The organism is Sphingobacteruim zhuxiongii (assembly GCF_009557615.1).
Lineage (GTDB): Bacteria > Bacteroidota > Bacteroidia > Sphingobacteriales > Sphingobacteriaceae > Sphingobacterium > Sphingobacterium zhuxiongii.
This window is the reverse complement of record NZ_CP045652.1, coordinates 1,072,815-1,095,022: the sequence shown is the minus strand read 5'-3', so window position 1 is coordinate 1,095,022 and position 22,208 is coordinate 1,072,815. Positions and strand designations below refer to the sequence as shown.

Annotated in this window: 15 protein-coding genes and 2 tRNA genes; 6 read left to right on the top strand and 11 right to left on the bottom strand. The window is 38.6% G+C overall.

What is annotated here, in order from left to right:
- Positions 1-31: 31 nt before the first annotated feature.
- From GFH32_RS04740 to GFH32_RS04730, 3 genes are all read right to left on the bottom strand, one after another.
- Positions 32-1,054 carry a Gfo/Idh/MocA family oxidoreductase gene (locus GFH32_RS04740; RefSeq protein WP_153509985.1) on the bottom strand — a complete coding sequence of 341 codons (1,023 nt, stop codon included), beginning with the start codon at positions 1,052-1,054 and terminating at the stop codon, positions 32-34.
- A gap of 11 nt (positions 1,055-1,065) precedes the next feature.
- Positions 1,066-1,671: a hypothetical protein gene (locus tag GFH32_RS04735; RefSeq protein ID WP_153509984.1), complete on the bottom strand. Its 606-nt coding sequence runs from the start codon at positions 1,669-1,671 to the stop codon at positions 1,066-1,068.
- Positions 1,672-1,761: 90 nt separating this feature from the next.
- On the bottom strand, positions 1,762-4,338 hold the full coding sequence (locus GFH32_RS04730; RefSeq protein ID WP_153509983.1) for a phosphoenolpyruvate carboxylase: 2,577 nt from the start codon (positions 4,336-4,338) through the stop codon (positions 1,762-1,764).
- Between the two features lie 239 nt (positions 4,339-4,577).
- On the opposite strand from GFH32_RS04730, the gene GFH32_RS04725 reads away from it, so the two are divergent.
- Positions 4,578-6,770, top strand: coding sequence for an FUSC family protein (locus tag GFH32_RS04725; protein WP_153509982.1), 2,193 nt, complete (start codon positions 4,578-4,580; stop codon positions 6,768-6,770).
- Positions 6,763-7,731 carry a YpdA family putative bacillithiol disulfide reductase gene (locus tag GFH32_RS04720; protein WP_153509981.1) on the top strand — a complete coding sequence of 323 codons (969 nt, stop codon included), beginning with the start codon at positions 6,763-6,765 and terminating at the stop codon, positions 7,729-7,731. The genes GFH32_RS04725 and GFH32_RS04720 overlap by 8 nt, the downstream gene beginning before the upstream one ends.
- Here the strand turns inward: GFH32_RS04720 and GFH32_RS04715 are convergent.
- Positions 7,728-8,339, bottom strand: coding sequence for a TetR/AcrR family transcriptional regulator (locus GFH32_RS04715; protein ID WP_153509980.1), 612 nt, complete (start codon positions 8,337-8,339; stop codon positions 7,728-7,730). The two genes, GFH32_RS04720 and GFH32_RS04715, sit on opposite strands and share 4 nt — an antisense overlap.
- Before the next feature lie 103 nt (positions 8,340-8,442).
- On the opposite strand from GFH32_RS04715, the gene murB reads away from it, so the two are divergent.
- Positions 8,443-9,459: a UDP-N-acetylmuramate dehydrogenase gene (gene murB, locus GFH32_RS04710; RefSeq protein WP_153509979.1), complete on the top strand. Its 1,017-nt coding sequence runs from the start codon at positions 8,443-8,445 to the stop codon at positions 9,457-9,459.
- A gap of 279 nt (positions 9,460-9,738) precedes the next feature.
- Positions 9,739-10,254: an RNA polymerase sigma factor gene (locus GFH32_RS04705; RefSeq protein WP_153509978.1), complete on the top strand. Its 516-nt coding sequence runs from the start codon at positions 9,739-9,741 to the stop codon at positions 10,252-10,254.
- An 89-nt stretch (positions 10,255-10,343) separates the two neighbouring features.
- Here the strand turns inward: GFH32_RS04705 and GFH32_RS04700 are convergent, their stop codons facing one another.
- From GFH32_RS04700 to GFH32_RS04690, 3 genes are all read right to left on the bottom strand, one after another.
- Entirely contained in the window at positions 10,344-11,264 is a 921-nt protein-coding gene (locus GFH32_RS04700; RefSeq protein WP_153509977.1) for a PfkB family carbohydrate kinase, read from the bottom strand.
- A gap of 58 nt (positions 11,265-11,322) precedes the next feature.
- Positions 11,323-11,396 (bottom strand) — tRNA-Asn (locus GFH32_RS04695).
- Between the two features lie 151 nt (positions 11,397-11,547).
- Positions 11,548-12,429: a LysR family transcriptional regulator gene (locus GFH32_RS04690; RefSeq protein WP_153509976.1), complete on the bottom strand. Its 882-nt coding sequence runs from the start codon at positions 12,427-12,429 to the stop codon at positions 11,548-11,550.
- Positions 12,430-12,515: 86 nt separating this feature from the next.
- Between GFH32_RS04690 and GFH32_RS04685 the strand changes: the two genes are divergently transcribed.
- A complete protein-coding gene (locus GFH32_RS04685; protein ID WP_153509975.1) occupies positions 12,516-13,244 on the top strand; it encodes a class I SAM-dependent methyltransferase in 729 nt (242 codons plus the stop codon).
- A gap of 608 nt (positions 13,245-13,852) precedes the next feature.
- Here GFH32_RS04685 and GFH32_RS04680 read toward each other — a convergent pair.
- Positions 13,853-13,926, bottom strand: a tRNA-Asn gene (locus GFH32_RS04680).
- A gap of 109 nt (positions 13,927-14,035) precedes the next feature.
- Positions 14,036-15,409 carry a magnesium transporter gene (mgtE, locus tag GFH32_RS04675; RefSeq protein WP_153509974.1) on the bottom strand — a complete coding sequence of 458 codons (1,374 nt, stop codon included), beginning with the start codon at positions 15,407-15,409 and terminating at the stop codon, positions 14,036-14,038.
- A gap of 641 nt (positions 15,410-16,050) precedes the next feature.
- On the opposite strand from mgtE, the gene GFH32_RS04670 reads away from it, so the two are divergent.
- Complete coding sequence (locus GFH32_RS04670) at positions 16,051-18,861, top strand: TolB-like translocation protein (RefSeq protein ID WP_153509973.1); 2,811 nt, start codon at positions 16,051-16,053, stop codon at positions 18,859-18,861.
- A 194-nt stretch (positions 18,862-19,055) separates the two neighbouring features.
- Here GFH32_RS04670 and GFH32_RS04665 read toward each other — a convergent pair whose 3' ends face one another.
- Positions 19,056-20,246, bottom strand: coding sequence for a phosphoglycerate kinase (locus GFH32_RS04665; protein WP_153509972.1), 1,191 nt, complete (start codon positions 20,244-20,246; stop codon positions 19,056-19,058).
- A 146-nt stretch (positions 20,247-20,392) separates the two neighbouring features.
- On the bottom strand, positions 20,393-22,162 hold the full coding sequence (sppA, locus tag GFH32_RS04660) for a signal peptide peptidase SppA (RefSeq protein ID WP_153509971.1): 1,770 nt from the start codon (positions 22,160-22,162) through the stop codon (positions 20,393-20,395).
- Between the last annotated feature and the right edge of the window lie 46 nt (positions 22,163-22,208).

Below are 22,208 nucleotides of genomic sequence, written 5' to 3'. Positions count from 1 at the left end.
ACTCAATGTAAATTTTATATTAAATAGACGATTATTTGCTCGGTTCTAATATTTCCAATTGCCAAACGATCTGATCCTTATTTACAAAATACGGCTTCCCGTTTCGGATAGACTCATAAACTTCATCAAACAAAGTCATGTAAGCCCCCCTCTCCGATTGGATTAAAGCAGTTTCTAATTCTTTCAATTCATTTTCAAAGGTCAAAAGTCCTTCTTTATTCTCGGGTTCGACTCCAAACACGTCTGCTGTCGGCAACATCCCTGCCAGTAATTGAGACTCTTGTGTATCCGTCCGCTCTTTAACAAAACTTCCTTTCGTACCATGAAGAACAAAACTAGCCTGAGGATTAGCGACAAGTAAACTCGTCGTAATAAATACATTCAAGCCGCCGGCATAGTTCAATATAATCGAACCATAGTCATCAACGACAGAATCTTCACGAAAAACACCTTTAATTTTAGTCATGGACTTCGGTCTCCCGAACAACGCGATAACCTGATCCAGTAAATGAGAACCTAAATCATAAAGAATACCAGACGCTGCTTGCTTCTTTTCTTTGAAGGCTTTTACACCGATGTTCGGTTTAAATCTATCGAAACGAATATGCAGTTCTATCGGGCGGCCAACTCTTTGGCCTTCAATAACGGTCTTTAAGGATTGATAGTCGGAATCAAATCGACGATTATGATAAGGAAGCAGTAATTTACCACAGCGCTCCGCTAGGTCAAATAAATACGCGGCTTCCTTGGCAGTAGGCGCAACGGGCTTTTCAATCAATACATGTTTACCAGCACGAAGCGCCTTCTCAGCGAAAGCGACATGAGTGTCATTCGGCGTATTAACGACCACCAATTCTATTTCGGGGTCATCTAATAAGTCATCAATAGATTGATAACTTATAATATCAGGATAATCAACTTGGGCATTTTTATTTGTTCTTTCGACAACAGCCCTCAGTTTGAACTTAGGGTTAGCCCCTATAAACGGCGCATGGAATATCCTTCCGGACATTCCATACGACATGATACCTGTAATTATTTGCTGATCCAGCATAGGCAATATGCTTAGTGATGCGCGTGCTCCTCTTTTCCACCGGTAGCTTTATAAAGCTCAGCGATAGACTCAGACTTTGCAACAGCGAAATCTCTTAATTCTTTGTTTGTGTTATGTGACAGTCTTCTGAAGTGTTCTTTTACCACAGCAACCTGATGTTGGATATGGTGTAAGTAAGCTTCGTCAGAATAAACTTCAGCGTTATGTGCAACAGCAACTGGTGTAGTTGTAGAATCTGCATTTGCAGTGTCTACAATTGGAGGTTCATTCGCCGCTACTTCCGTAGATGCTGTGTATTGCTGAGCACCAAGAATAGGAAAGTCAACGTCGAACTTCGTTGCTAATGAATCCATTTGAGGTAAAATATCAGCAAATACCTTCGCCACTTTTCCTGCAACTTCTTTTGCTTGAGCTGACCCTACTGTTTCAACATGTTTTGCATAAGAAGCTTCAAAAGGAACAATTGCACCAACTTGTCTAAAAAAAGCATAAGCATCACCGTCAACCAATGTTGTATGCGTATATTTCAGCTGATTGTCTCCTGCTGTCTCGAATACGCAAGAAGACAATGAAGTACTTGCTAAAACTGCTGCAACAAATAATGTATTTAATTTCATCGCTTTATATTATTTTAAAAACACACAAAAATAAAAAAATATCGCTATTTAGACGTATAAATTCCGATTTTCATGTAATTCAAAATCATTCTAGGCTAAATTACGCCCAGCATTGACCACTCCGTAGATTGTACGCCCTATTAGTTTACGATAAATCTCCGCCTTTTTATCATCCAATTTGCTATTTCCCAATTTGCGAATAGCATAATGCTGAATGATCAATAAAGGTAGAATGATCTTCTCTCTTTCACAGATTGATGCTTTCTCGACAGGGTAATTCTCCATCAATTCGTTCATCCCTGTTAATTTCAGAACATATTCCTTCGTGCGATCGAATTCCTCTTTCAATGTCTTCCAAAATTCACCAAACTCGGCATCCTCTTGCATATAAGATGTGATATTGAAATTCGATTTAGTCATCGACATCATACAATTGTCAATGATCGTATTAAACATACCAGAAGTCTCGTAGAGATTTTTCACGTAAGACCACATATTATTGTCTTCAGCCCATTGCAAGGCTGTTCCCACGCCATAAAATCCAGGAATATTTTGCTTTAATTGACTCCATGCAGTAACAAAACTGATCGCACGTAAGTCTTCAAGGCGAAGCTCTTTATCCGAATTACGTTTTACAGGGCGACTACTAATGTTAATCGAGGCCAAACTCTTCAATGGACTTAGGGTTTCTAAATACTTTAAGAACTTCGGATGCTTACGCAAGGACAGGAATTTCTTATGACTCTCGGCCGCCATTTGATCTACAACATTTTTCTGCTTCGCAGTCAAGGTGTCCCCTTCTTTAGGACGTAAATCAGATACGATACCTGCATGCAATAATTGCTCGATATTATACTTAGCCGTATCTAATGAACCGTACTGCGAGCTAATCGTTTGCCCTTGAATCGTTAACTGTATGTGGTTGTTTTCAATCTCTTTACCCATTGATGCATAGAAACGTTGTGTTTTACCACCGCCACGTGCCGGAGGTCCACCACGTCCATCGAAAAACACTAGATCAACATCATATTCCCTAGAGATTGCTGTCAATTCAATTTTTGCTTTATAGATCGACCAGTTAGCCATCAAATATCCTCCATCTTTTGTACTGTCGGAGAAACCAAGCATAATGGTCTGTTTATTTCCACGCTTTTTCAAATGCGTTGCGTAATCCTTATTTGAATATAAACTACGCATAACGTCAGCTGCACGCTTCAAATCATCAACTGTTTCAAACAAAGGAACGAAATCCATTGTCAATTCCTTTTTTGTCCAGCCTTGCCATAAAAACAATTGCATCAATCCTAAAATATCAGATGCTTGCTGACAATTAGAAATGATAAAGCGCTGAACGGCACGTTCACTGCCTGAACTTTGAATTTGCTTAATTAAGCGAATCACTTTTAGCGTATCTTCCACTAAAGGAGCTGGAACATTTTCAATCGCTAAATCTTGCTCAGAAAATTTAATTGCAGCTTCTTTTGCTAGTTCATCGTCACCAATAGTATTTAAATCAATTTCCGTTTCATTCGGATATTGAGTTAACAACCAATTGAACGTTTCACGAAGAACACTACTATCTTGACGAATATCTAAAGTTGTAAAATAGCAACCAAACGTTTGAACCTTACGAATAAGATCCTCTACTAACTCAACAAACAAACCGTCATGATTTTCCAGAAGAACCCTTTTCACTTCTTTCAAATTGAATAAAATCTCCTCGGTTATATCTTCAGGATTCTCTTTCGGATTGAAACTGTTATCGTACAGTAAAGTTTGTAACGCATCCAAATAGGTTTCTACACCTCTGAACGTAATACGACGTTTGACGATACGAAAATCTCTATAATAGCAACGGAATAAGATCGTACGCAACAAAGTCGCCACACGATTAGTGCTTTCCCAAGTTACATTCGGATTCCCATCACGGTCACCTCCTGGCCAAAAACCAAGCTCAACGATACGGCTTGTATCTCCACTATTAAGCTCTAATTCATCGTCTATTTTAGACTGAATATCGGAAGCTACGCGATAAAACACATTTTCTAGATACCATGCTAAACTAATCGCCTCATCCACAGGAGTTGGTTTTTGTTTATTGATAAAAGGCGTCTTACCTAATTGTTGCAACAATAGGTGAATATTTGGAATATCATTTAATTTCAACAATTCAATTAAATCGTTGATAATTGACAAAACGGGGCCCGGATAGAATTGCGTTGGATGAGCCGTCAACACTAAACGTACTGACATTTCCTTCAATCGTTCTATCACCTGTTTCTTCGTTTCTGGATTAGATTGCGCTAATCGGAATACAGAATCCAATCCTGCAGTTTCATCCGATTTACCGACAGCCTTAAAAGCAGAATCTTCGACAGCATCGAACAATACAACTTGACGTTCAATATACTGTACGATACGGAATAGCAAATCAAGGCGATCATCTTCCTGAACATACTGTTCGTATTGTCCAAAAAAGCTATCAATAATTGCTTCTGGGGTCAACTTTTCCTCAACGCCTTTTTCACAGTGTGTCGTAAAAAATGGAAGGATAGTCCCCGTGTGTTTCACACGCTGGAACGGCAATGTAAGAAACAGACTTTTAAACAAATCGAAACGCGTTAGCACTTCGTTCTGAAAGGCTGCTTTTTTCTGGCTTAATCTCATAATTAAAACAAAAGTATTTATATCGTTATTCCCTGAGGATGGTCAGCGAAATACAAATATATAAGTTTTATATAAAAAAGGTTATTTATTTGCGATTTTAATATTTCAATAACATAAACATTAATATTTCAACAAATCAAAAATCATTTCACTTTCAATTTAAAAAAATTACCGCGTTAAAAAATCCTACTTTAAAAAGTGCCTAATATGCTTTGCTTGCTTATATTTGTCGTATTACGATGAAGAAAACGAAGGAAATAAGCAATTTTTTCTACAGCCAATATTTTGCTGATGGCTTGCGCATCACGATAGGTTGTGTTGTTCCAATTCTCATTTGCGCTGCATTTGGAGAGTTCTTAATGGGAACTTTTATTTCCCTAGGCGCATTGCTTGTTGGCCTTTCCGATACTCCTGGAGCAACTTCTCATCGAAGAACAGGGATGATCGCTTGTTTAATCGTCTGTATACTTACACAATTAATTACGGTAGTTTCCAATTCTAATATTTGGGTAATGACTATTGTAATTGGACTATTGTGTTTCTTGTACTCCATGTTTGCTGTATTCAATGCTAGGGCAGCGACCGTTGGATCAATGGGGATATTGATTATGTTAATCAATGTCGACGATGCATATAGCTTCAAAGAAGAAATGTATTTCTTACTTTTCTTTATTATCGGAGCAGTTTGGTATATGTTAATCAGCTTTTCCCTATCTCAAGTACGCCCCTATCGATTGGCTCAACAAGAACTATCGGAGTCGATTCGTTTTGTCGGTGACTTCATTCGGCTACGCGCAAATTTCTACGATCAAAAAGTTGATTTAGATGAGAATTACCGGAAACTCATTGAAAAACAAATTGAAGTCCACGAGCATCAAGAGAATGTCCGTGATTTACTCTTCCAAAGTAAACGATCAATAAAGGACACTACAAAAGTTGGTCGCTTCTTAACGTTGATTTTCAACGATATTGTCGATCTGTTCGAACAAAGTATGACTACGCATTACGATTATGAAGTCATTCGTAAAACCTATGCACATACGGGTATCCTCAAAGAATTTCGAAATTTGCTTTTAAAAATTGCGAATGAGCTTGACCATCTCGCTTATCAACTCAATGCTAACCGGGTACCAAAACCACTTTATAATTTTAAAGACGACATTGAGACGATCAAAGAGATGATTGATGAAGTCGAGAGGAACGAGAACATTAACAGCATCCCACTCAAGAAAATCTTGATTAGCATAAGAAGTATTTCGCTTTTTATTCATAACATCTACAATTACAATGTCATCCGATCCAATGCAGTAAATAAGCAAGAGATTGATGAAGCCAATAAATTTATTCAGACGGAACATATCGTTTGGAGCAAGCTTCGTGACAACTTATCCTTCAATTCTTCCATTTTCCGACATGCATTAAGAATGGCGGTGGTGATGGCTGCAACCTTCTTTGTATTAAATATGGATTGGTTCAACGTCGGCTCAATGGGATCTTATTGGGTATTGTTGACCATCATGGTAATCTTAAAGCCAGGATTTGGATTAACTAAAGAACGAAATTTCCAGCGACTCCTAGGGACTATTATTGGAGGTATTATCGGAGCAATCATTTTGATGACCGTCCATAATCAAATTGCCCTTTTTATACTGCTCATATTCTTCTTTCTAACGGCCTACAGTCTGTTTCGGGTGAATTATATTGTCGCTGTATTATTTATGACGCCTTATGTCTTAATTATGCTAAGTTTTACGGGATATAATACCTTTGAGATTGCTAAGGAACGTATCTTCGACACATTCCTTGGAGGTATGATTGCCTTCATTTCGAGTTATGTTGTATTTCCAAATTGGGAAAGCTTTCAGATCCGTCCAAACATCCGGCAATTATTGATAGCCAACTATAACTATTTGGCTATTGCGGTTCGCTTATTATCAGATAAGAAGGTCAGTATTACGGATTACAAACTTTCACGAAAAGAGGTTTATATTGCCTCGGCCAATATGGGATCGACGTTCCAGCGGATGTTATCAGAACCTAAATGGAGACAAAAAAGCACAAAGGAAGTCAATCGTTTTGTCATCCTGAATCACATTCTATCATCGTATGGCGCTACTTTGTTGACGCAGTTACAACAAACGATGAACGCGAATTACACGAAAGAACATCTTCTTCTACTTAAGAAGATTCTCAATCATCTCACCAAATCCATTGATATCGTTAGTGAGGAGAATGATCAAGATGTTTTTATTGACGTAACTGAGTTCCCGGAGTTGACTGAAGAGACACTGGATCCTGAAGAATCAAAATTAATTACCGAGCAATTACAATTTTTGAATAAAATATCCGCAGATTTATATAAATCTACTGTGGATGTCATGGAAAAAGAAGCCATGATAAATCCTCAAAAAATAGAGACAATCCATGGATAATCATTATGACGTATTAATTGTTGGTGGTGGCCCTATCGGTATTGCATGCGGAATCGAAGCAAAGAAAAACGGACTGAGTCACGTTATTTTGGAGAAAGGATGCTTAGTTAATTCTTTGTACAATTACCCTGTCCATATGAGTTTCTTTTCCACTTCAGAACGATTAGAAATCGGCGACACTCCTTTTGTAACGACCAACCCAAAGCCTAAGCGTGCAGAAGCGCTGGAATACTATCGTCGTGTAGAACAAAAATTTGAACTAAATACACATCTATTCGAAGAAGTTCTCCAAATCAAAAAAGTAGCTGATATATTTTATGTAACGAGTAATAAATCTGAATACAGCGCAAAGTATGTGATTGTTGCGACAGGCTTTTACGACATTCCCATGTATCTAAATGTTCCCGGAGAGGAGCTCCCAAAAGTTAAACATTATTACGATGATCCACATTTCTATGCTAAGCAACATGTTGTAGTAGTCGGCGCAAGTAATTCTTCGATCGATGCTGCTTTAGAGACTTACCGAAAAGGGGCAGTTGTGACCTTAGTCATACGTGGTCCCGAGATCAGTCCGCGCGTAAAGTATTGGGTTCGTCCTGATATCGACAACCGTATAACCTTTGGAGAAATAAAAGCATATTATAACAGTCAAATTACAGCAATTGGAGAGAACGAAGTCGAGTTAATAACACCGGAAGGTCCCGTTCATTTAAAGAATGATTTTGTCATTGCCTTAACTGGTTATCGTCCAAACTTCGAATTTTTGAAAAAAATAGGTGTAAATATACCGTCGGCATCGCCTATGATTCCCGAACACAATCCAGAAACAATGGAAACAAATGTTGAAGGATTATTTCTTGCAGGAGTTGTTTGCGGTGGTTTGAACACCCATCTGTGGTTTATCGAAAACTCTCGTATTCACGCCAAAATGATCCTAGCGAGAATTAAAGAAACAAATTAAGGGCGCAGGCCTCGAATAAATATAGCCGAAAGCTTTTTCTGTAAGGTAAGGATATAATCAAACTCTTCTTTCGTAGGTGGGATAAAGATATTCTTAAACTCTTTCACCACTCCCATACGCATTCCAAGTACCGAAATCATAAATATTTTAGCCGTTACCGGCAAATCATCTACCATAATCTCGCCCTTATCGATTCCAAATTTGAAGATCTTTTGCACTTGTTCTACATCTTTATCGATGATCGAACCACAGGCTTCCTCTAAGTCGGGCGGAAAATCGTTGCGAAGAGAATACGTATATTCAAAAATGCTATAATTCTCCTTAATGACATCTAAGCGCGCTTCCAAAAAAGCATTTAGTGCACCATCAATCGTGGTTGTTTTAAGGATTCTACGTTCCGTTTCCGCTACCATTTCATCTACCGTATATTCTAATACAGCAGCATAGAGTCTATTTTTGTCCGGAAAATAATAATATAACAAAGCTTTAGAAAAAGACAAGTCTTGCGCTATCTCCGCCATGGTTGTTTTTGCCATGCCGAAATGCGCGAATCTGCGACGTGCAGCCTCTAATATTTTCTGTCTTTTTACATCTGCGTTCTTTGCCATTCTCAGAATAAAATTAGTTTATAAATGTCGGTTTATCTATCTTTACCACTCTTTAACTAAGTTACTTTATTTTTTCGAATTTTTAAAGATATCGGTCAGAAAAATGAACAGCATCCCTCAATCAAACGTTTCCCTAAAGAAATTCAATACCTTCGGAATTGAAGCGACAGCAAATAAGTATGTCAAAATCACAAGCGAAACAACCCTAAAGGAGTTATTCAATGACCAAGCTTTTCAGCAAAAGTTCTTTACCCTTGGGGGCGGCAGCAACGTCTTATTTACCCGAGATTATGATGGCCTAATCATTCATGTTGCCAACAAGGGAATCCAACACTTTATCGAAGGTAATCAAGTTTTCGTCACCGCCGCCGCCGGCGAAGTATGGAATGACTTAGTTTGGTATTGTGTCAAACACAATTTCCCAGGCATGGAGAATTTAGCCTTAATTCCGGGAACTGTAGGCGCCTCCCCGATACAAAACATTGGCGCTTATGGAACAGAACTAATGCATATTTTTTATTCATGTCGAGCCTTTGACACTCAAACTGGCGAGTACGTAACTTTTACCAATGAAGAATGTCAGTTTTCCTACCGCGATAGCATTTTTAAAAAAGAGCATAAAGGAAGATATATCATCTGTAGCGTGACCTACAAACTCTCTTTATTCGGACAAATCAATACGAGCTATGGTGCAATTGAATCAGAGCTTGAAAAACGCGGGATAGCAGATCCAAACATAAGAGATGTGGCAGAAGTTGTATCCCATATTCGCGTCGAAAAATTACCCGACCCTTCAACCATTGGAAACGCTGGTAGCTTTTTCAAAAACCCAATCATCAGCAAAACTCAATTTATTAACCTTCAAGCTCAACACCCTGATATCGTTCACTATCCAATGGCGAATGACCAAGAAAAACTTGCTGCAGGATGGCTTATTGAACAATGTGGTTGGAAAGGAAAAGCAATTGGTGACGTAGCTGTATGGAAGAACCAAGCCTTAGTATTAACAAACAAAGGAGAAGCTTCTGGCGAACAGATTTATAATGTATCGTCCAATATAGTAGACGATGTTTTAGGTAAATTCGGTGTGGAATTAGAGCGAGAAGTGAATATTTTATAAAGTTTTCCACATCTTTCCACATCTCCAATATATTTTACTAGAAAAATAATGTTGCTGTTTATCATCCCAAAAACAAAGCAATCTACCACCTTAATTTTTTCGTAAAACGATAATTTTATCGAGAAATAAGATGTTTTTCCACATTTCCCCCTATTCCCCGCACAGTAATTGATGTAATCAGTGTACATATACTAAATTGTCGTGGCAATTCTACGTCGTTGAACTACCGCAGTTTGAGAGGACACATAACTATTTGACTACATATAAACTACTGATTGTATGAACAAACTTGAATTTAACACACTTGTCATTAAACACTCAGATTCACTGAAAAGCTATGCCCGTAACTTTACACGTGATCAGGATGATGCGAATGACCTCGTGCAGGACACACTGCTGAAAGCAGTGACCTACTTTAAAAACTTCAGAGATGGTACAAATTTAAAGGGTTGGTTATATACAATTATGAAAAACACCTTTATCAACAACTACCGTCGCGTGGTAAAGACAAATACTTTCATTACAAAAGAGGAAGAAATATCACAGACGAATCTCGTCGTTTCGGCAAGTAAAAATAAAGGAGAAAATAAATTTGTAATGGAAGACATTAATTATGCGCTTTCCAAATTATCCGACGAGTACTACGTACCTTTTACTATGTATTTCGAAGGTTTCAAATACCATGAAATCTCTGATCACTTGAAAATCCCGATTGGTACAGTGAAGACGAGAATACACGTTGCTAGAAAATCGATGAAAAAGACTTTAGCGTCGTATAAATTCGAAACAGAATAATCAGCAAACAATTAAATCTTTGAATTCCCCTAGGATTACATAGAGCTATATAATTTGTATTGGGGATATAAAAACAATTTGAGATAAGCTTATTCGCTTATCTCAAATTTTGCTAAAGCAACGAATTGTTGAATACGTGCTTTTATTTCTTCTGCAGTCAAATTCTGCAATCTCTCCGTTCCAAATTTCTCTACACAGAATGATGCTAATGCCGATCCGAAAATGATCGCATTTTTCATATTAGCAAAGTTGATAGACTGTAATTTCGCTAAATACCCGATAAAACCACCTGCGAAAGAATCGCCAGCACCAGTAGGATCGAATACATCAGCTAATGGCAATGCAGGTGCTGAGAAGATTTGACCTTCACCGAATAGTAAAGCACCGTGCTCCCCTTTCTTAATGATCAAGTACTGAGGACCCATTTTCAAGATTTTTTCTGCCGCTTTCACTAAAGAGTATTCCCCAGACAATTGGCGAGCCTCCGCATCGTTAATTGTCAACACATCGACTTTCTTTAGCACTTCTTTTAAACCATCCATTGCGACGTCCATCCAGAAGTTCATGGTATCCAAAACAACCAATTTTGGTTTGTTTGTCAATCGCTCTAAAGTCGCTCGTTGAACAGCAGGAGTTAAGTTTCCTAACAATAAGTATTCACAATCTTGGTAAGAAGCTGGGATTTTAGGATCGAAATCCGCAAGAACATTTAATTCAGTAACCAGGGTATCACGACTATTCATATCGTTATGGTAACGACCTGACCAGAAAAAAGATTTTCCACCAGGAACAATCTCCAAACCTTCAACATCGATACCTTTGGACGTAATAATATTTAGATTATCATCACCAAAATCTTCTCCAATTACCGAAACTAATTTAACATCCGAATATAAATAAGAAGCAGCTAATCCTGCATAGGTAGCAGCACCACCAACAATCTTATCTGTTTTTCCGAAAGGTGTTTCAAGAGCATCAAATGCTACGGTTCCTACGATTACTAAACTCATGCTTGTAAATTCTATAATAAAAAAAAATGCCGACTGTAAAGTCGGCAGTGTATTTATGCTCCTGAAGCTGGGCTCGAACCAGCGACCCTCTGATTAACAGTCAGATGCTCTAACCAACTGAGCTATTCAGGAATTTAATAAGAGAAACTAGCTTCCTCCTTTAAAGTGGTACAAAAATAGAGTTTTACAATTTAATTCCCAAAAAAAAATTAAAAAAATACTGTTTAAATTCGTTTAACGCCGAAAAACAACGTTAACACATTGTATTTAAACCGAATACAAATCATAAAGAAAACAGGTCCTTGGCCGTTAGTTTTAAATAGTCGATGATCTTCGGTTTAACTTCGCCTCCTTCCGCCGTTCTGTAGATTAATTTCACGTCGCTATTTATACAGATATCGCTCGAGCTATGAATAGCCAAAGTAGACAACTTCCTTTTATCCAAAAAACGAATAGGACAAACCGCATAGCCAACACCCAATGCCACCAACTCTAAGATGGCATTCATATTATTGCACTGATGTGTAACTCTTGGTTGAAATCCTAACCGTTCACAATACTCTAGACTTTGCTGATAGTAAGTTGCTGCATAAGCTTTTTTAAAACTAATGAATTCCGCATCTTTCAAAATTGCTAAATCAAACGAGGCCCCCTGAGGCCCTACAATACAAAGCTGATCATGAAATAATAAATCGACTTGAAGATGGACCGAAAATATATGCCCGCGAACAATCCCTATATCAAGCTCCCCGCGTTCAACCGCCCCTACTTGCTCTAATGTTGACTGCTCGATTAAGGAAATGGACAAGAGCGGATAAACGTTTTTCAGATTCCGAATCAGATCTGCAATAAACCATTTTGGCGTTGTACTGATAAAACCCAAGCTAAAATCGCCAGCAAAAGAATCCGCATATTTTTTTGTCGCCATTTTACTGGCCTCCAACATCTGCAAGACTTCTTGTGAACGACCAAGGAAATATTTCCCGGCTTCCGTTAGCTCCACCCGCTTATTGTTCCTTAAAAACAGAATAACCCCTAACTCTTCTTCCAACTCTTTAATCTGACGACTCAACGGCGGCTGTGTTATACATAGGCGCTTGGCGGCCCGACCAAAGTGCAATTCATTCGCCAATACATTGAAATATTGTAGATGCCTAATCTCCATGATACCTAAAAAGTATTAATTCATGATAAAAATAGAATTTTTAAAGCATAAATGAATCGCGGAACTTTATGCTCAAACAAAAGCACATGCATAAGAAATCAACACTCATAGAAATCGAAGAACGATTTAACAAAGACGTCGCACGTTTTTCGAATCTCAACACAGGTCAAGCAACCATGTTAGACGCGGCCTTCAATATGGAATTAATAACAGATTGTATAAATCAAATTTATCCGAACTTGTCATCGGTCTTGGATATTGGTTGTGGGGCGGGTAATTATGATGTTAAATTATTGATGCAGGTAAAAAGCAATCCGAATGTTCATCTCTTGGACCTTAGCCAACCTATGCTCGATAAAGCGAAAGAACGAATCGACCCCATGACTACGGGCGAAGTCAAAACATTTAAGGGCGACTTTCGCACAACAAAACTCGAGGAAGACAGTTATGATGTCATTATTGCAACCGCAGTTTTACACCACCTTCGGGATGATCACGATTGGGAAACTGCTTTTCGCAAACTTCACAGCTTACTAAAACCCGGAGGGAGCATCTGGATATTCGACCTCATACAACAAGAGAACGAAATTTTGCAAGAGATTATTTATCGTCAACGATATGGAAACTTCCTGACACAACTCAAAGACGAGGATTATAGAGATCAGGTTTTTGAATACATCGAACAAGAAGACTCCCCGCGATCGCTAGTATACCAACTTCAACTCTTGGAGCGTGTGGGATTTCAACAAGTGGATCTACTACATAAGAATCTTTGCATGGCTTCCTTTGTAGCATCCAAATCGACGCGAACGTAAATTAACAAATCATAGGGAACTACTCATCCTAGTTCCCTTTCAAACCCAATTCAAACCCAATTCAAACCCGCTACAGAAACTTCTACAAACGGGTATGAAAGGAGCTAGATTAGGAATATAAATTAGACAAGAAAGGATTTCCATCGTTCGTTTCGGATAGAAGGCTCTAAGTCGAAGAGGTAGAAAGAGGATTACCTAAGGCTTTAATACGCTTTTTAAACGATTTGAGGACACAGAAGAGGTTTGAACAGACGTTGACTACAAACCACCATCAAAACGCCTTAAATCGCTTTAAAATGATTCTACAGAAATTCAACTCGAATTCCATGAAATTGACTTGAATTAATGGATTACTTCTATTCCTAAACGGATTACTTATAAAAACAATGCTGTATCGGATTTCGAGATCGTCAGATCAACGTACGATGATTTCGAGAAGGGATGAAAGAAATTGACAAAAACGTTTGCGAGAGCAACCCAACTTAGGTTTCTCGATAGGTATTCAGTACGCCGGCAAGCAATTTTATTTTGGAAATAAAGTGCGCAAAAGTTAGCGAGTGGGAAAAACCAAAAAAGGCCATCCGTATGGATAGCCTTTTCTCATTTTGCTCCTGAAGCTGGGCTCGAACCAGCGACCCTCTGATTAACAGTCAGATGCTCTAACCAACTGAGCTATTCAGGAATTCAACCGCCCCTTTCGGTTTTGGTGATGCAATTATCGGAAGTTTGCCCGATATGTGCAAATATTTTTCTGCATTTTTTTGCAAGTTATTCAGAACCAATTAGAATAATTAAAAGAGCACATCCTTCAATACCAGCGTCGCGAATGTAAAATAAATAATCAAGCCCGTCACGTCAACAATGGTCGATACAAAGGGTGCAGAGGAACTCGCCGGGTCGGCACCACAGCGGCGCAAAATAAACGGCAACATGGATCCAACAAGCGAACCCCATAAGACGACTCCAACCAAGGACAAGCCAATTGCTGTGCCGTACAAATACCAGATATCTCCATAGGTGTGACGGAATGCTTCTTCGACAGAAATTCTAAAAAAACCGAGTGCCCCTAAGATGACTCCCAAAAGTGTCCCCGATAAAATTTCTCTACGCATCACAAACCACCAGTCGCGTAAGGTCACCTCGCCCATCGCCATGGCTTGAATAATTAATGTCGAGGCTTGCGATCCACTGTTACCACCACTCGACATAATTACGGGCATCAACATCACGAGCACTGTTGTTAATTTATCTTCATAATGATTCAACACCGTTACGGTTAATAGCTGCCCTAAGAAAAGTACGATTAACCAACCTGCTCTTTTTTTCACCAAGTGAAAAATGGACACGTCGAGATAAGGTTCATCTAAAGCTTCGGTACCCCCGATACGTTGCATATCTTCGGAGTACTCTTCGTTCGCTACCCAGAGGATATCGTCAATCGTTACGATCCCGAGCATAATGTCACGATCATCGACAACTGGAAGAGCGACCCGATTATTCATCCGGAAGATTGCGACCGCTTCTTCCTGCGGATCATTCGCCCGGAGTGAAATCAAACGATTATCGATGAGATCCGAAACGATGGTCTCTGGCTCCGCTAACAAAACATCTTTAATCCGAACGTCATCCACCAACTTACCATCCGAATCAATGACATAGAGAACATCAATTGTTTCGGAGGCTCCACCGTACCGACGGATGTGATCTAAAACCCGTGCCATCGTCCAATGTTCTTTGACTGTAATATAGTCTGGCGTCATCAAACGTCCAACACTATCTTCGGGATATCCCAATAGCGAGAGCGCCTCTTTTCGTTCCTCAGGAGTTAAGAGAATAATGAGTCGCTTTACGACATCGCCAGTAAGTTCAGAGAAGAAGGAAGTACGGTCATCGGGAGGCATCTCATTCAATAGCTCACGAATGGTAGAAGCCTTTAATTTTTTGAAGATCCGCTCTTGGGTTGGGAAGTCCAAAATACGGAAAACATTAACGGCTCTTTTGAGAGTTAAAGTCTCTAAAAATAGAGGTCCATATTCTGGAAGTTCATCAATCAATTCCTCCACATCGGAGATATTCAATTCATTCAAATAATCTGCAAGCTCCGCCTGGTCTCCGCGCTCAATCAATTGCTCCACATGTGCTACTAGCATTGCTAATTCTTCCATACCTTTCCTCTATTTATTCGTTCCTACATTGGTGCCAAAAATTCGTTTGTGCAAAAGTCGTTTTTTTTAACTGAATAATATAATTAATTTTTTTACATCCCGAAATGATAAATCAAACAATCATTGTATACCAACAGCGGGAAGATAAAACTGCCATCATGTCACTATTAATATCCCATGAACTAAAGTCAAAAAATTGGCTAAGCGCTTCTATGAATAAAAGCATTCATGCGTTCTAATTCGGACAAGCAAAACGAGTCCGATTGAATTAACACATCTACGAAATCCTAATGAATCAATGTTACATAGAACACCATAAGTAGGGAGTAAATCTACAGACAGAATGCAACAAGTATAAAAAACCGCATTCAGCGTGAAATACTATAAAAAAAATGTAATTTCACTCCCGATAATTAACCGCTAAAAACAAATCTAACAGGCTGATCATGCCGAACATATCACATCGATATCAGGATAAAATTGATCTGTTTTCAACAAAAAATGACTGTTTTAAAAAATACTATATACTACTATTTATCAAACACTTAACACACCTTTAATAAACATAATATTAAAACAAAACAAACGAATCTTACTAAGATCTTTAGCAATTAATAAAATAAGCCAAATTTCACCGATATATGAACATATATTTCAGATACTTAACTATATTTATATTAACATTTTATATACCAACTGGTTTTTGTCAGCTCATTGACTACGAACAACCACATTCCTCTGTTAAATGGGAACAAATTAATCGTCCAGATTTCCAACTAATCTTCCCCAAGGAATTTAGAAAATCAGCCTCTCTCCTAGCCTACAAAATAGACAGCATGCTAGTCTTGGCAAGTCAAGACTTACAGAAAAAACCAAAGAAAATATCGATTATTCTTCATGAAAATCACATCGAACAGAATGGATTTGCACAACTCGCACCACGTAAAGTCGAAGCTTTTTCGACGCCAGGCCCGGCCGCTGACAACCAGGCATGGTTGCCAAATTTAATACAGCATGAGCTGAGACATGTGGCTCAATTTGACAAATTGACAGGACGAATGAGCGCACCTTTTCTAGAACAATTGGCCCTTGCTTTCTATGGAATTCACCTTCCAGCTTGGTACTTTGAGGGCGATGCAGTGTCCATCGAAACCCAATACTCGGCAGGTGGAAGAGGTCGTCTTCCTTCCTTTTTGATGCCTCTTCGAACCAATGAGCAAAGTGGAAAAAGCTATAGTTTTGACAAAAATATTTTAGGATCTTTCAAAGATATCACCCCCTCATATTACCTGACAGGTTACCTTATGAACACCTACCTGACCAATCACTTTGGGTATGAAATTAAGCGACAATTATTAGAAGACATGCGCACCCATTTGCTCCGACCATACAACTTTAACAGGGCACTTCGAAAGCTAACAAACATGAACAGTCGGGGTTTATATCAGGCGACTATTGGAGCGTTAGACTCAACTTGGAACGGACAAACTCTTGATCAAAATCGCGCAGAGATACAAGCAAACAATACCCGATTTTACAGTCATCTATTCCTACCACAGTCCACGGAAAACAAGGCGGTTTATTACCTATTTCAATCACCACAAGAGGTCTCCCAACTGAGAGAAAGGACCGCACAAAAAGAGAAAACTCTGTTAAAAATCGGCTATCAACTAACCCCTTATTTCCATCAATCGGGTGATTTTATCGTTTGGGATGAGATTAGAAAAGATGTCCGATTTGGCAAACAAACGTATAATATTATCCGTTTATACAACATCAAAACAAACCGCACTGAGCGTCTAAGCCAAAATTCCCGCCTATACAGCCCTATAATCGACCCAACAAACAAAGGTATATACGCAATCCAAGTCGATCAAGATAATGTCTCTAGCCTCGTTTATATCGACATCAATTCTAAAAAACAGTCAAAAATTATCGAAATGCCGCATGGAATTCTACTTCAGCAACCTTCGATAAACGATAAAAACACTAAAATAATAGCCATTGCGATCGGTGAAAAAGGAACGAATTTAATAGAGATTGATCTTCAAACGCGAGGATATTCCCTCATTTTCCCATGGTCAAATCAACAATTTGAACGACCAATTTATGCTGGGGACGACCTTGTTTTCAAAGCTCATTTTGATAAAATTGACCAAATTTACAAATACAATAGGACAGAAAGTAAGACTTATAAACTGACCAATTCTCCCTTCGGAGCCTTCTATCCTTCGTTAAATTCTGATGGAAATCTACTCTATAATGAGTACCAAAGTGACGGATACAGGCTTGCAAAATTGAACATGAGTGACGTATCTGTAGAGGAAATTACACCTAATTTTACAGCGTCAGCACTGACCGATGATCGGATTTTAAGCACATTTTCGAGTCAGTTAGATAGCTATAATCGGAGCTTCTCGGTTGAGAAATACAACTCGATCAGCGACCTTTTCAACTTCCATAGCCTTAGTATAAGCGCGAATAACTTCGAAGATTTCGACAACTACAAGCCAGGAATATTCTGGTTAGCGAATGATTTATTGAATACAACGCAACTAAAATTAGGCTACGAATACGACGTGGATATTGAGAAAAGCATCTATTCTGCGGAGCTTAATTACCAAAAATATTACCCAAAATTCATTGCAAAATACCAAAATCGTGGTCGTATTGGACACGCAAAATCATCAAATCCGAATGCTGAAACTGTTCAATTTGACTACAGAGAACACTACTATTCCTTCGAAATGCAGCTTCCTTTTTCGCTTTATAGAGGAAATAACATCTACAGTTTTGGCCTAAATGTGGGGACATCCTACCAGAAAAACTACGATTTGAGCATCTCGACACTCAAGAATTTCAACGAAGAGATCATCCTTCCGTTGAATTATATTGCCTATTTTAACAGAAATGTACGCCGTAGTACACTTGATTTAGTTCCTCGATGGGGACAAAATATCAGCTTTATATATCGCCATGTTCCTTTCGAAAAAGACCTTAGCGGGAATCTTTTTGCCATCAAATCCAACTTCTATTTCCCCGGATTTTTTGCCAATCATGCGTTCCAAGCAAGGTTTAATTATCAGTCGAACAGTGGAAGGTTTGCCAATTATTACGAGATCCCCATGATCAGTGCATTTGGACATTTCAAGTCTGCTGAGGTAGACAATAACTTGATGCTTAACTACCGATTCCCTATAGCCTATCCCGACTGGGCAATTGGTTCATTAGCCTATATAAAGCGTTTTCACGGGTACTTTTTCGCAGACTATCAAAACCTGCACAACAGTTCGATAAGTCCAAAAACATACGGTATCGGATTATCCGTAGACTTGAATTTATTCAGATATAAACTTCCTGACTTCGGTATAGGTAGTAAGCTTAGCTTTATAAACGATGCAAGCGCACAGAACAAGGCGGTCCCTAGTTTTAGCTTCTCCTATACTTATTAGCCGTCGAAAACACGATTAGGAGTATGATTATATCTGTAATTTTTAGAATTTATTATGAAATTGTCGGTTTAAAATAGACATAGCGCATAAAAAAAGGAGCTTTCTTAACGAAAACTCCCTCTCTATTCTCTATATATTTAACCACTTCAACGAAGTATTTTAGACATGTAAGTCTAAAGGTTAACGATTAAATATTAATCTAATATTGCTTTAACACCTGGTAAAGTCTTTCCTTCCATATACTCCAAAAGGGCTCCACCACCAGTACTTACATAGCTAACATGCTCAGTCATTCCGAACTTAGATACTGCAGCAGCAGAATCACCACCACCGATTAAAGAGAATGCACCGCGCTCTGTTGCTGCTACAACAGCGTCTGCAACAGCTTTCGTTCCTTTGGCAAATGTATCCATTTCAAACACACCCATTGGACCATTCCATAACAAAGTATTGGATGCCATTATCACATCGTGGAAGTGTTCTGCGGACTCTTTACCAATATCTAAACCTTGCATATCGGCAGGGATTTGATCATTTGGTCCGTCATAAACATTCGCATCATTAGCGAAGCGATCAGCAATTTGCGCATCGGTTGGAAGAACAAGATTAACACCTTTTTCATCCGCCTTTTTAACCAATTCATTAGCTAAATCAAGCTTATCTAATTCCACTAAGGATTGTCCAATTTCTCCACCGCGAGCTTTAACAAAGGTATAAGCCATACCTCCTCCAATAATTAAGTTATCAACTTTATCTAATAAAGCATCGATTAACTCTAGCTTATCAGATACTTTTGCACCACCCATAATCGCTGTAAATGGACGTTCAGGTTTATTCAACACCTTTTCAGCATTTTCAATTTCGCGCGCCATTAAATAACCGAAGTATTTATTATTTGGGAAGAATTCTGCGATAATCGCCGTTGAAGCATGAGCTCTATGTGCTGTACCAAAGGCATCATTCACATATACGTCGCCTAATTGCGCTAATTTCTCAGCAAAACCACGATCGCCCTTCTCCTCTTCCTTATAGAAACGAAGATTTTCTAACAATAGGACTTGACCCGGCTGTAATGCCGCAGCCTTATCAATCGCTTCTTGACCTATACAGTCATTTGCAAATTGAACATCAACGCCTAACACGTCTGAAAGATGCTTTACAATATGTTTTAGAGAGTACTTATCGGTTGGACCTTCTTTTGGTCTACCGAGGTGAGACATTAAGATAACGGAACCTCCGTCTTTTAAAATCTTTTTAATTGTCGGAGTAGCGCCTTGTATACGATTATCATCAGTAATATTGAAGTTCTCGTCCAAAGGAACATTGAAATCAACTCTGATGAGTGCTTTTTTTCCGTTAAAATTTAAATCGTCGATAGTTTTCATAATGTATTTTTCTTTCCGGTTGATTTTGGGACTAAAGATATAAAAAAGGCGCTGATTCAGAAATGTAAATCAACGCCTTTTTGCTTATTCATCTGCTTTTAAGTTATTTCTTGTGTGTATCATGATTAAAAAAAGCAGAATTACTATTAATAAATTTCCACTAAATAAGGTATTCGAGCTTGAATCCCTGTTTGAGATGTTACTTTCCTCAACTCCTTCAGATATTTTGCATACTCTCCTAGCTCCTCATCGATAAACATAGCCTGTACCTTTTCTTTCGAGACAGACCATATTTCTGCAAATGGATCTTTTGTTCGTGGGTATTCATATACGCGGTAATCGCTTACCTTAGCTTTTTTTGCAGCGGCTTTTACTGCCTCATCCAAAGATGCTAGTCGATCTACTAACTTTAAATCTACTGCCTGAGCACCAGTCCATACGCGTCCTTGACCAATACTGTCAACATTTGCGATTGACATCTTACGTCCGTCAGCGACACGCTTCATAAACACTTGGTAAACGCGATTAACGCTCCCCTGAATAATTCCTTTCTCTTCTTCTGTCAGCGGGCGATCCATATCGACGTCCATATCGGCATATTTCGCCGTTTTCACAGCGTCAAAATGAACACCGAGTTTTTCATTAAACAATTTTTGGAAACTTGGAATAACACCAAAAACGCCAATCGACCCCGTTAATGTAGTCGGATCAGCAAAGATAGAATCTGCCGCAGCAGCGATATAATAACCTCCTGAGGCAGCATAATCACCCATGGAAACCACTACAGGTTTAACCTTTTTAGTCAAATCAACCTCTCTCCAAATAACATCAGATGCAAGTGCAGACCCGCCGGGTGAATTCACACGCAAGACGATCGCTTTCACTTTATCATCATTGCGTAAATCACGTAGTTCCCTGGAAAGTTTATCTCCACCGATCTCACCTGTTGTTCCTTCTCCATCAACTATTGCTCCATAAGCGTACAAAACAGCCACGCGATCAGCACCTCCTTTTCCAGTTGCTGGCGAATTCTTATAGTCCAATAGGGATATTGTTGGAATATCCTTTTTATCGTCGATTGCTAATTTTTCGCGAATCTTAGCAAGTATTTGATCCTTATACATCAAGCTGTCGACAAAATGCAATCTAACAGCATCTTCTGGATATTTGATAGCATAGGCATTTGCAACACCTCGTACAGTATCCGCTGTTAATTCTCTACTTTTAGCGATATCTCCTACAAATGTAGAATAGATACTTCCCAAATATGAACCAACTTGCTCACGATTAGCATCACTCATCGCATTTAAAAGATAAGGCTCTACTGCACTTTTGTAAGTACCCACTTTTAACACCTGCATTTCAACCCCTAATTTTGTCAATGCATCTTTGAAGAACATCACTGAACTGGCTAGTCCTCTAAAGTCTAAACCACCTTCTGGATGCAAATAAACCTCATTTGCAACCGAACTCAGGTAATATCCTTTTTGCGTATAGTTATCACTATAGGCTACGACAAACTTACCGGAAGCTTTAAAATCTTCAATGGCATCACGAATAGCTTTCATTGTCGCAAACCCCGTATTAATACCTTTTACATTCAGATAAATACCTTTAATATTAGTATCTTCTTTTGCTGCTTGGATTCTGGAAACAATATCATTCAAACCGATGCTTCTGATATTACTATAGCCCGGCATTTCCAACCCTTCAAATGGATTAGGTTCTGTTTTTTCAGTTATACTATGGTCTAAAGTGACTAATAAAACGGCGTTGGAAGGTGTAACAGCTTCAGTTGTTGGCGACACTGAACTGACAAGATAACCGACGATTGCGATTAAAATAACAAATAGCAATACACTGCTGATGATGATACCAGTAATTGTTGCTAGTACATATTTAAAGAATGACTTCATAGCGAATTATGTGATTTTACTAACAGTAAAAGTAAGGTATTAATTG

Coding starts and splice junctions, on each gene's coding strand:
- GFH32_RS04740 (WP_153509985.1), bottom strand. CDS start 1,054: ATGCTGGATCAGCAAATAATTACAGGTATCATGTCGTATGGAATGTCC.
- GFH32_RS04665 (WP_153509972.1), bottom strand. CDS start 20,246: ATGAAAACTATCGACGATTTAAATTTTAACGGAAAAAAAGCACTCATC.
- GFH32_RS04690 (WP_153509976.1), bottom strand. CDS start 12,429: ATGGAGATTAGGCATCTACAATATTTCAATGTATTGGCGAATGAATTG.
- murB (WP_153509979.1), top strand. CDS start 8,443: ATGAACAGCATCCCTCAATCAAACGTTTCCCTAAAGAAATTCAATACC.
- GFH32_RS04670 (WP_153509973.1), top strand. CDS start 16,051: ATGAACATATATTTCAGATACTTAACTATATTTATATTAACATTTTAT.
- GFH32_RS04705 (WP_153509978.1), top strand. CDS start 9,739: ATGAACAAACTTGAATTTAACACACTTGTCATTAAACACTCAGATTCA.
- GFH32_RS04720 (WP_153509981.1), top strand. CDS start 6,763: ATGGATAATCATTATGACGTATTAATTGTTGGTGGTGGCCCTATCGGT.
- GFH32_RS04685 (WP_153509975.1), top strand. CDS start 12,516: ATGCATAAGAAATCAACACTCATAGAAATCGAAGAACGATTTAACAAA.
- GFH32_RS04735 (WP_153509984.1), bottom strand. CDS start 1,671: ATGAAATTAAATACATTATTTGTTGCAGCAGTTTTAGCAAGTACTTCA.
- GFH32_RS04700 (WP_153509977.1), bottom strand. CDS start 11,264: ATGAGTTTAGTAATCGTAGGAACCGTAGCATTTGATGCTCTTGAAACA.
- GFH32_RS04725 (WP_153509982.1), top strand. CDS start 4,578: ATGAAGAAAACGAAGGAAATAAGCAATTTTTTCTACAGCCAATATTTT.
- sppA (WP_153509971.1), bottom strand. CDS start 22,162: ATGAAGTCATTCTTTAAATATGTACTAGCAACAATTACTGGTATCATC.
- GFH32_RS04715 (WP_153509980.1), bottom strand. CDS start 8,339: ATGGCAAAGAACGCAGATGTAAAAAGACAGAAAATATTAGAGGCTGCA.
- mgtE (WP_153509974.1), bottom strand. CDS start 15,409: ATGGAAGAATTAGCAATGCTAGTAGCACATGTGGAGCAATTGATTGAG.
- GFH32_RS04730 (WP_153509983.1), bottom strand. CDS start 4,338: ATGAGATTAAGCCAGAAAAAAGCAGCCTTTCAGAACGAAGTGCTAACG.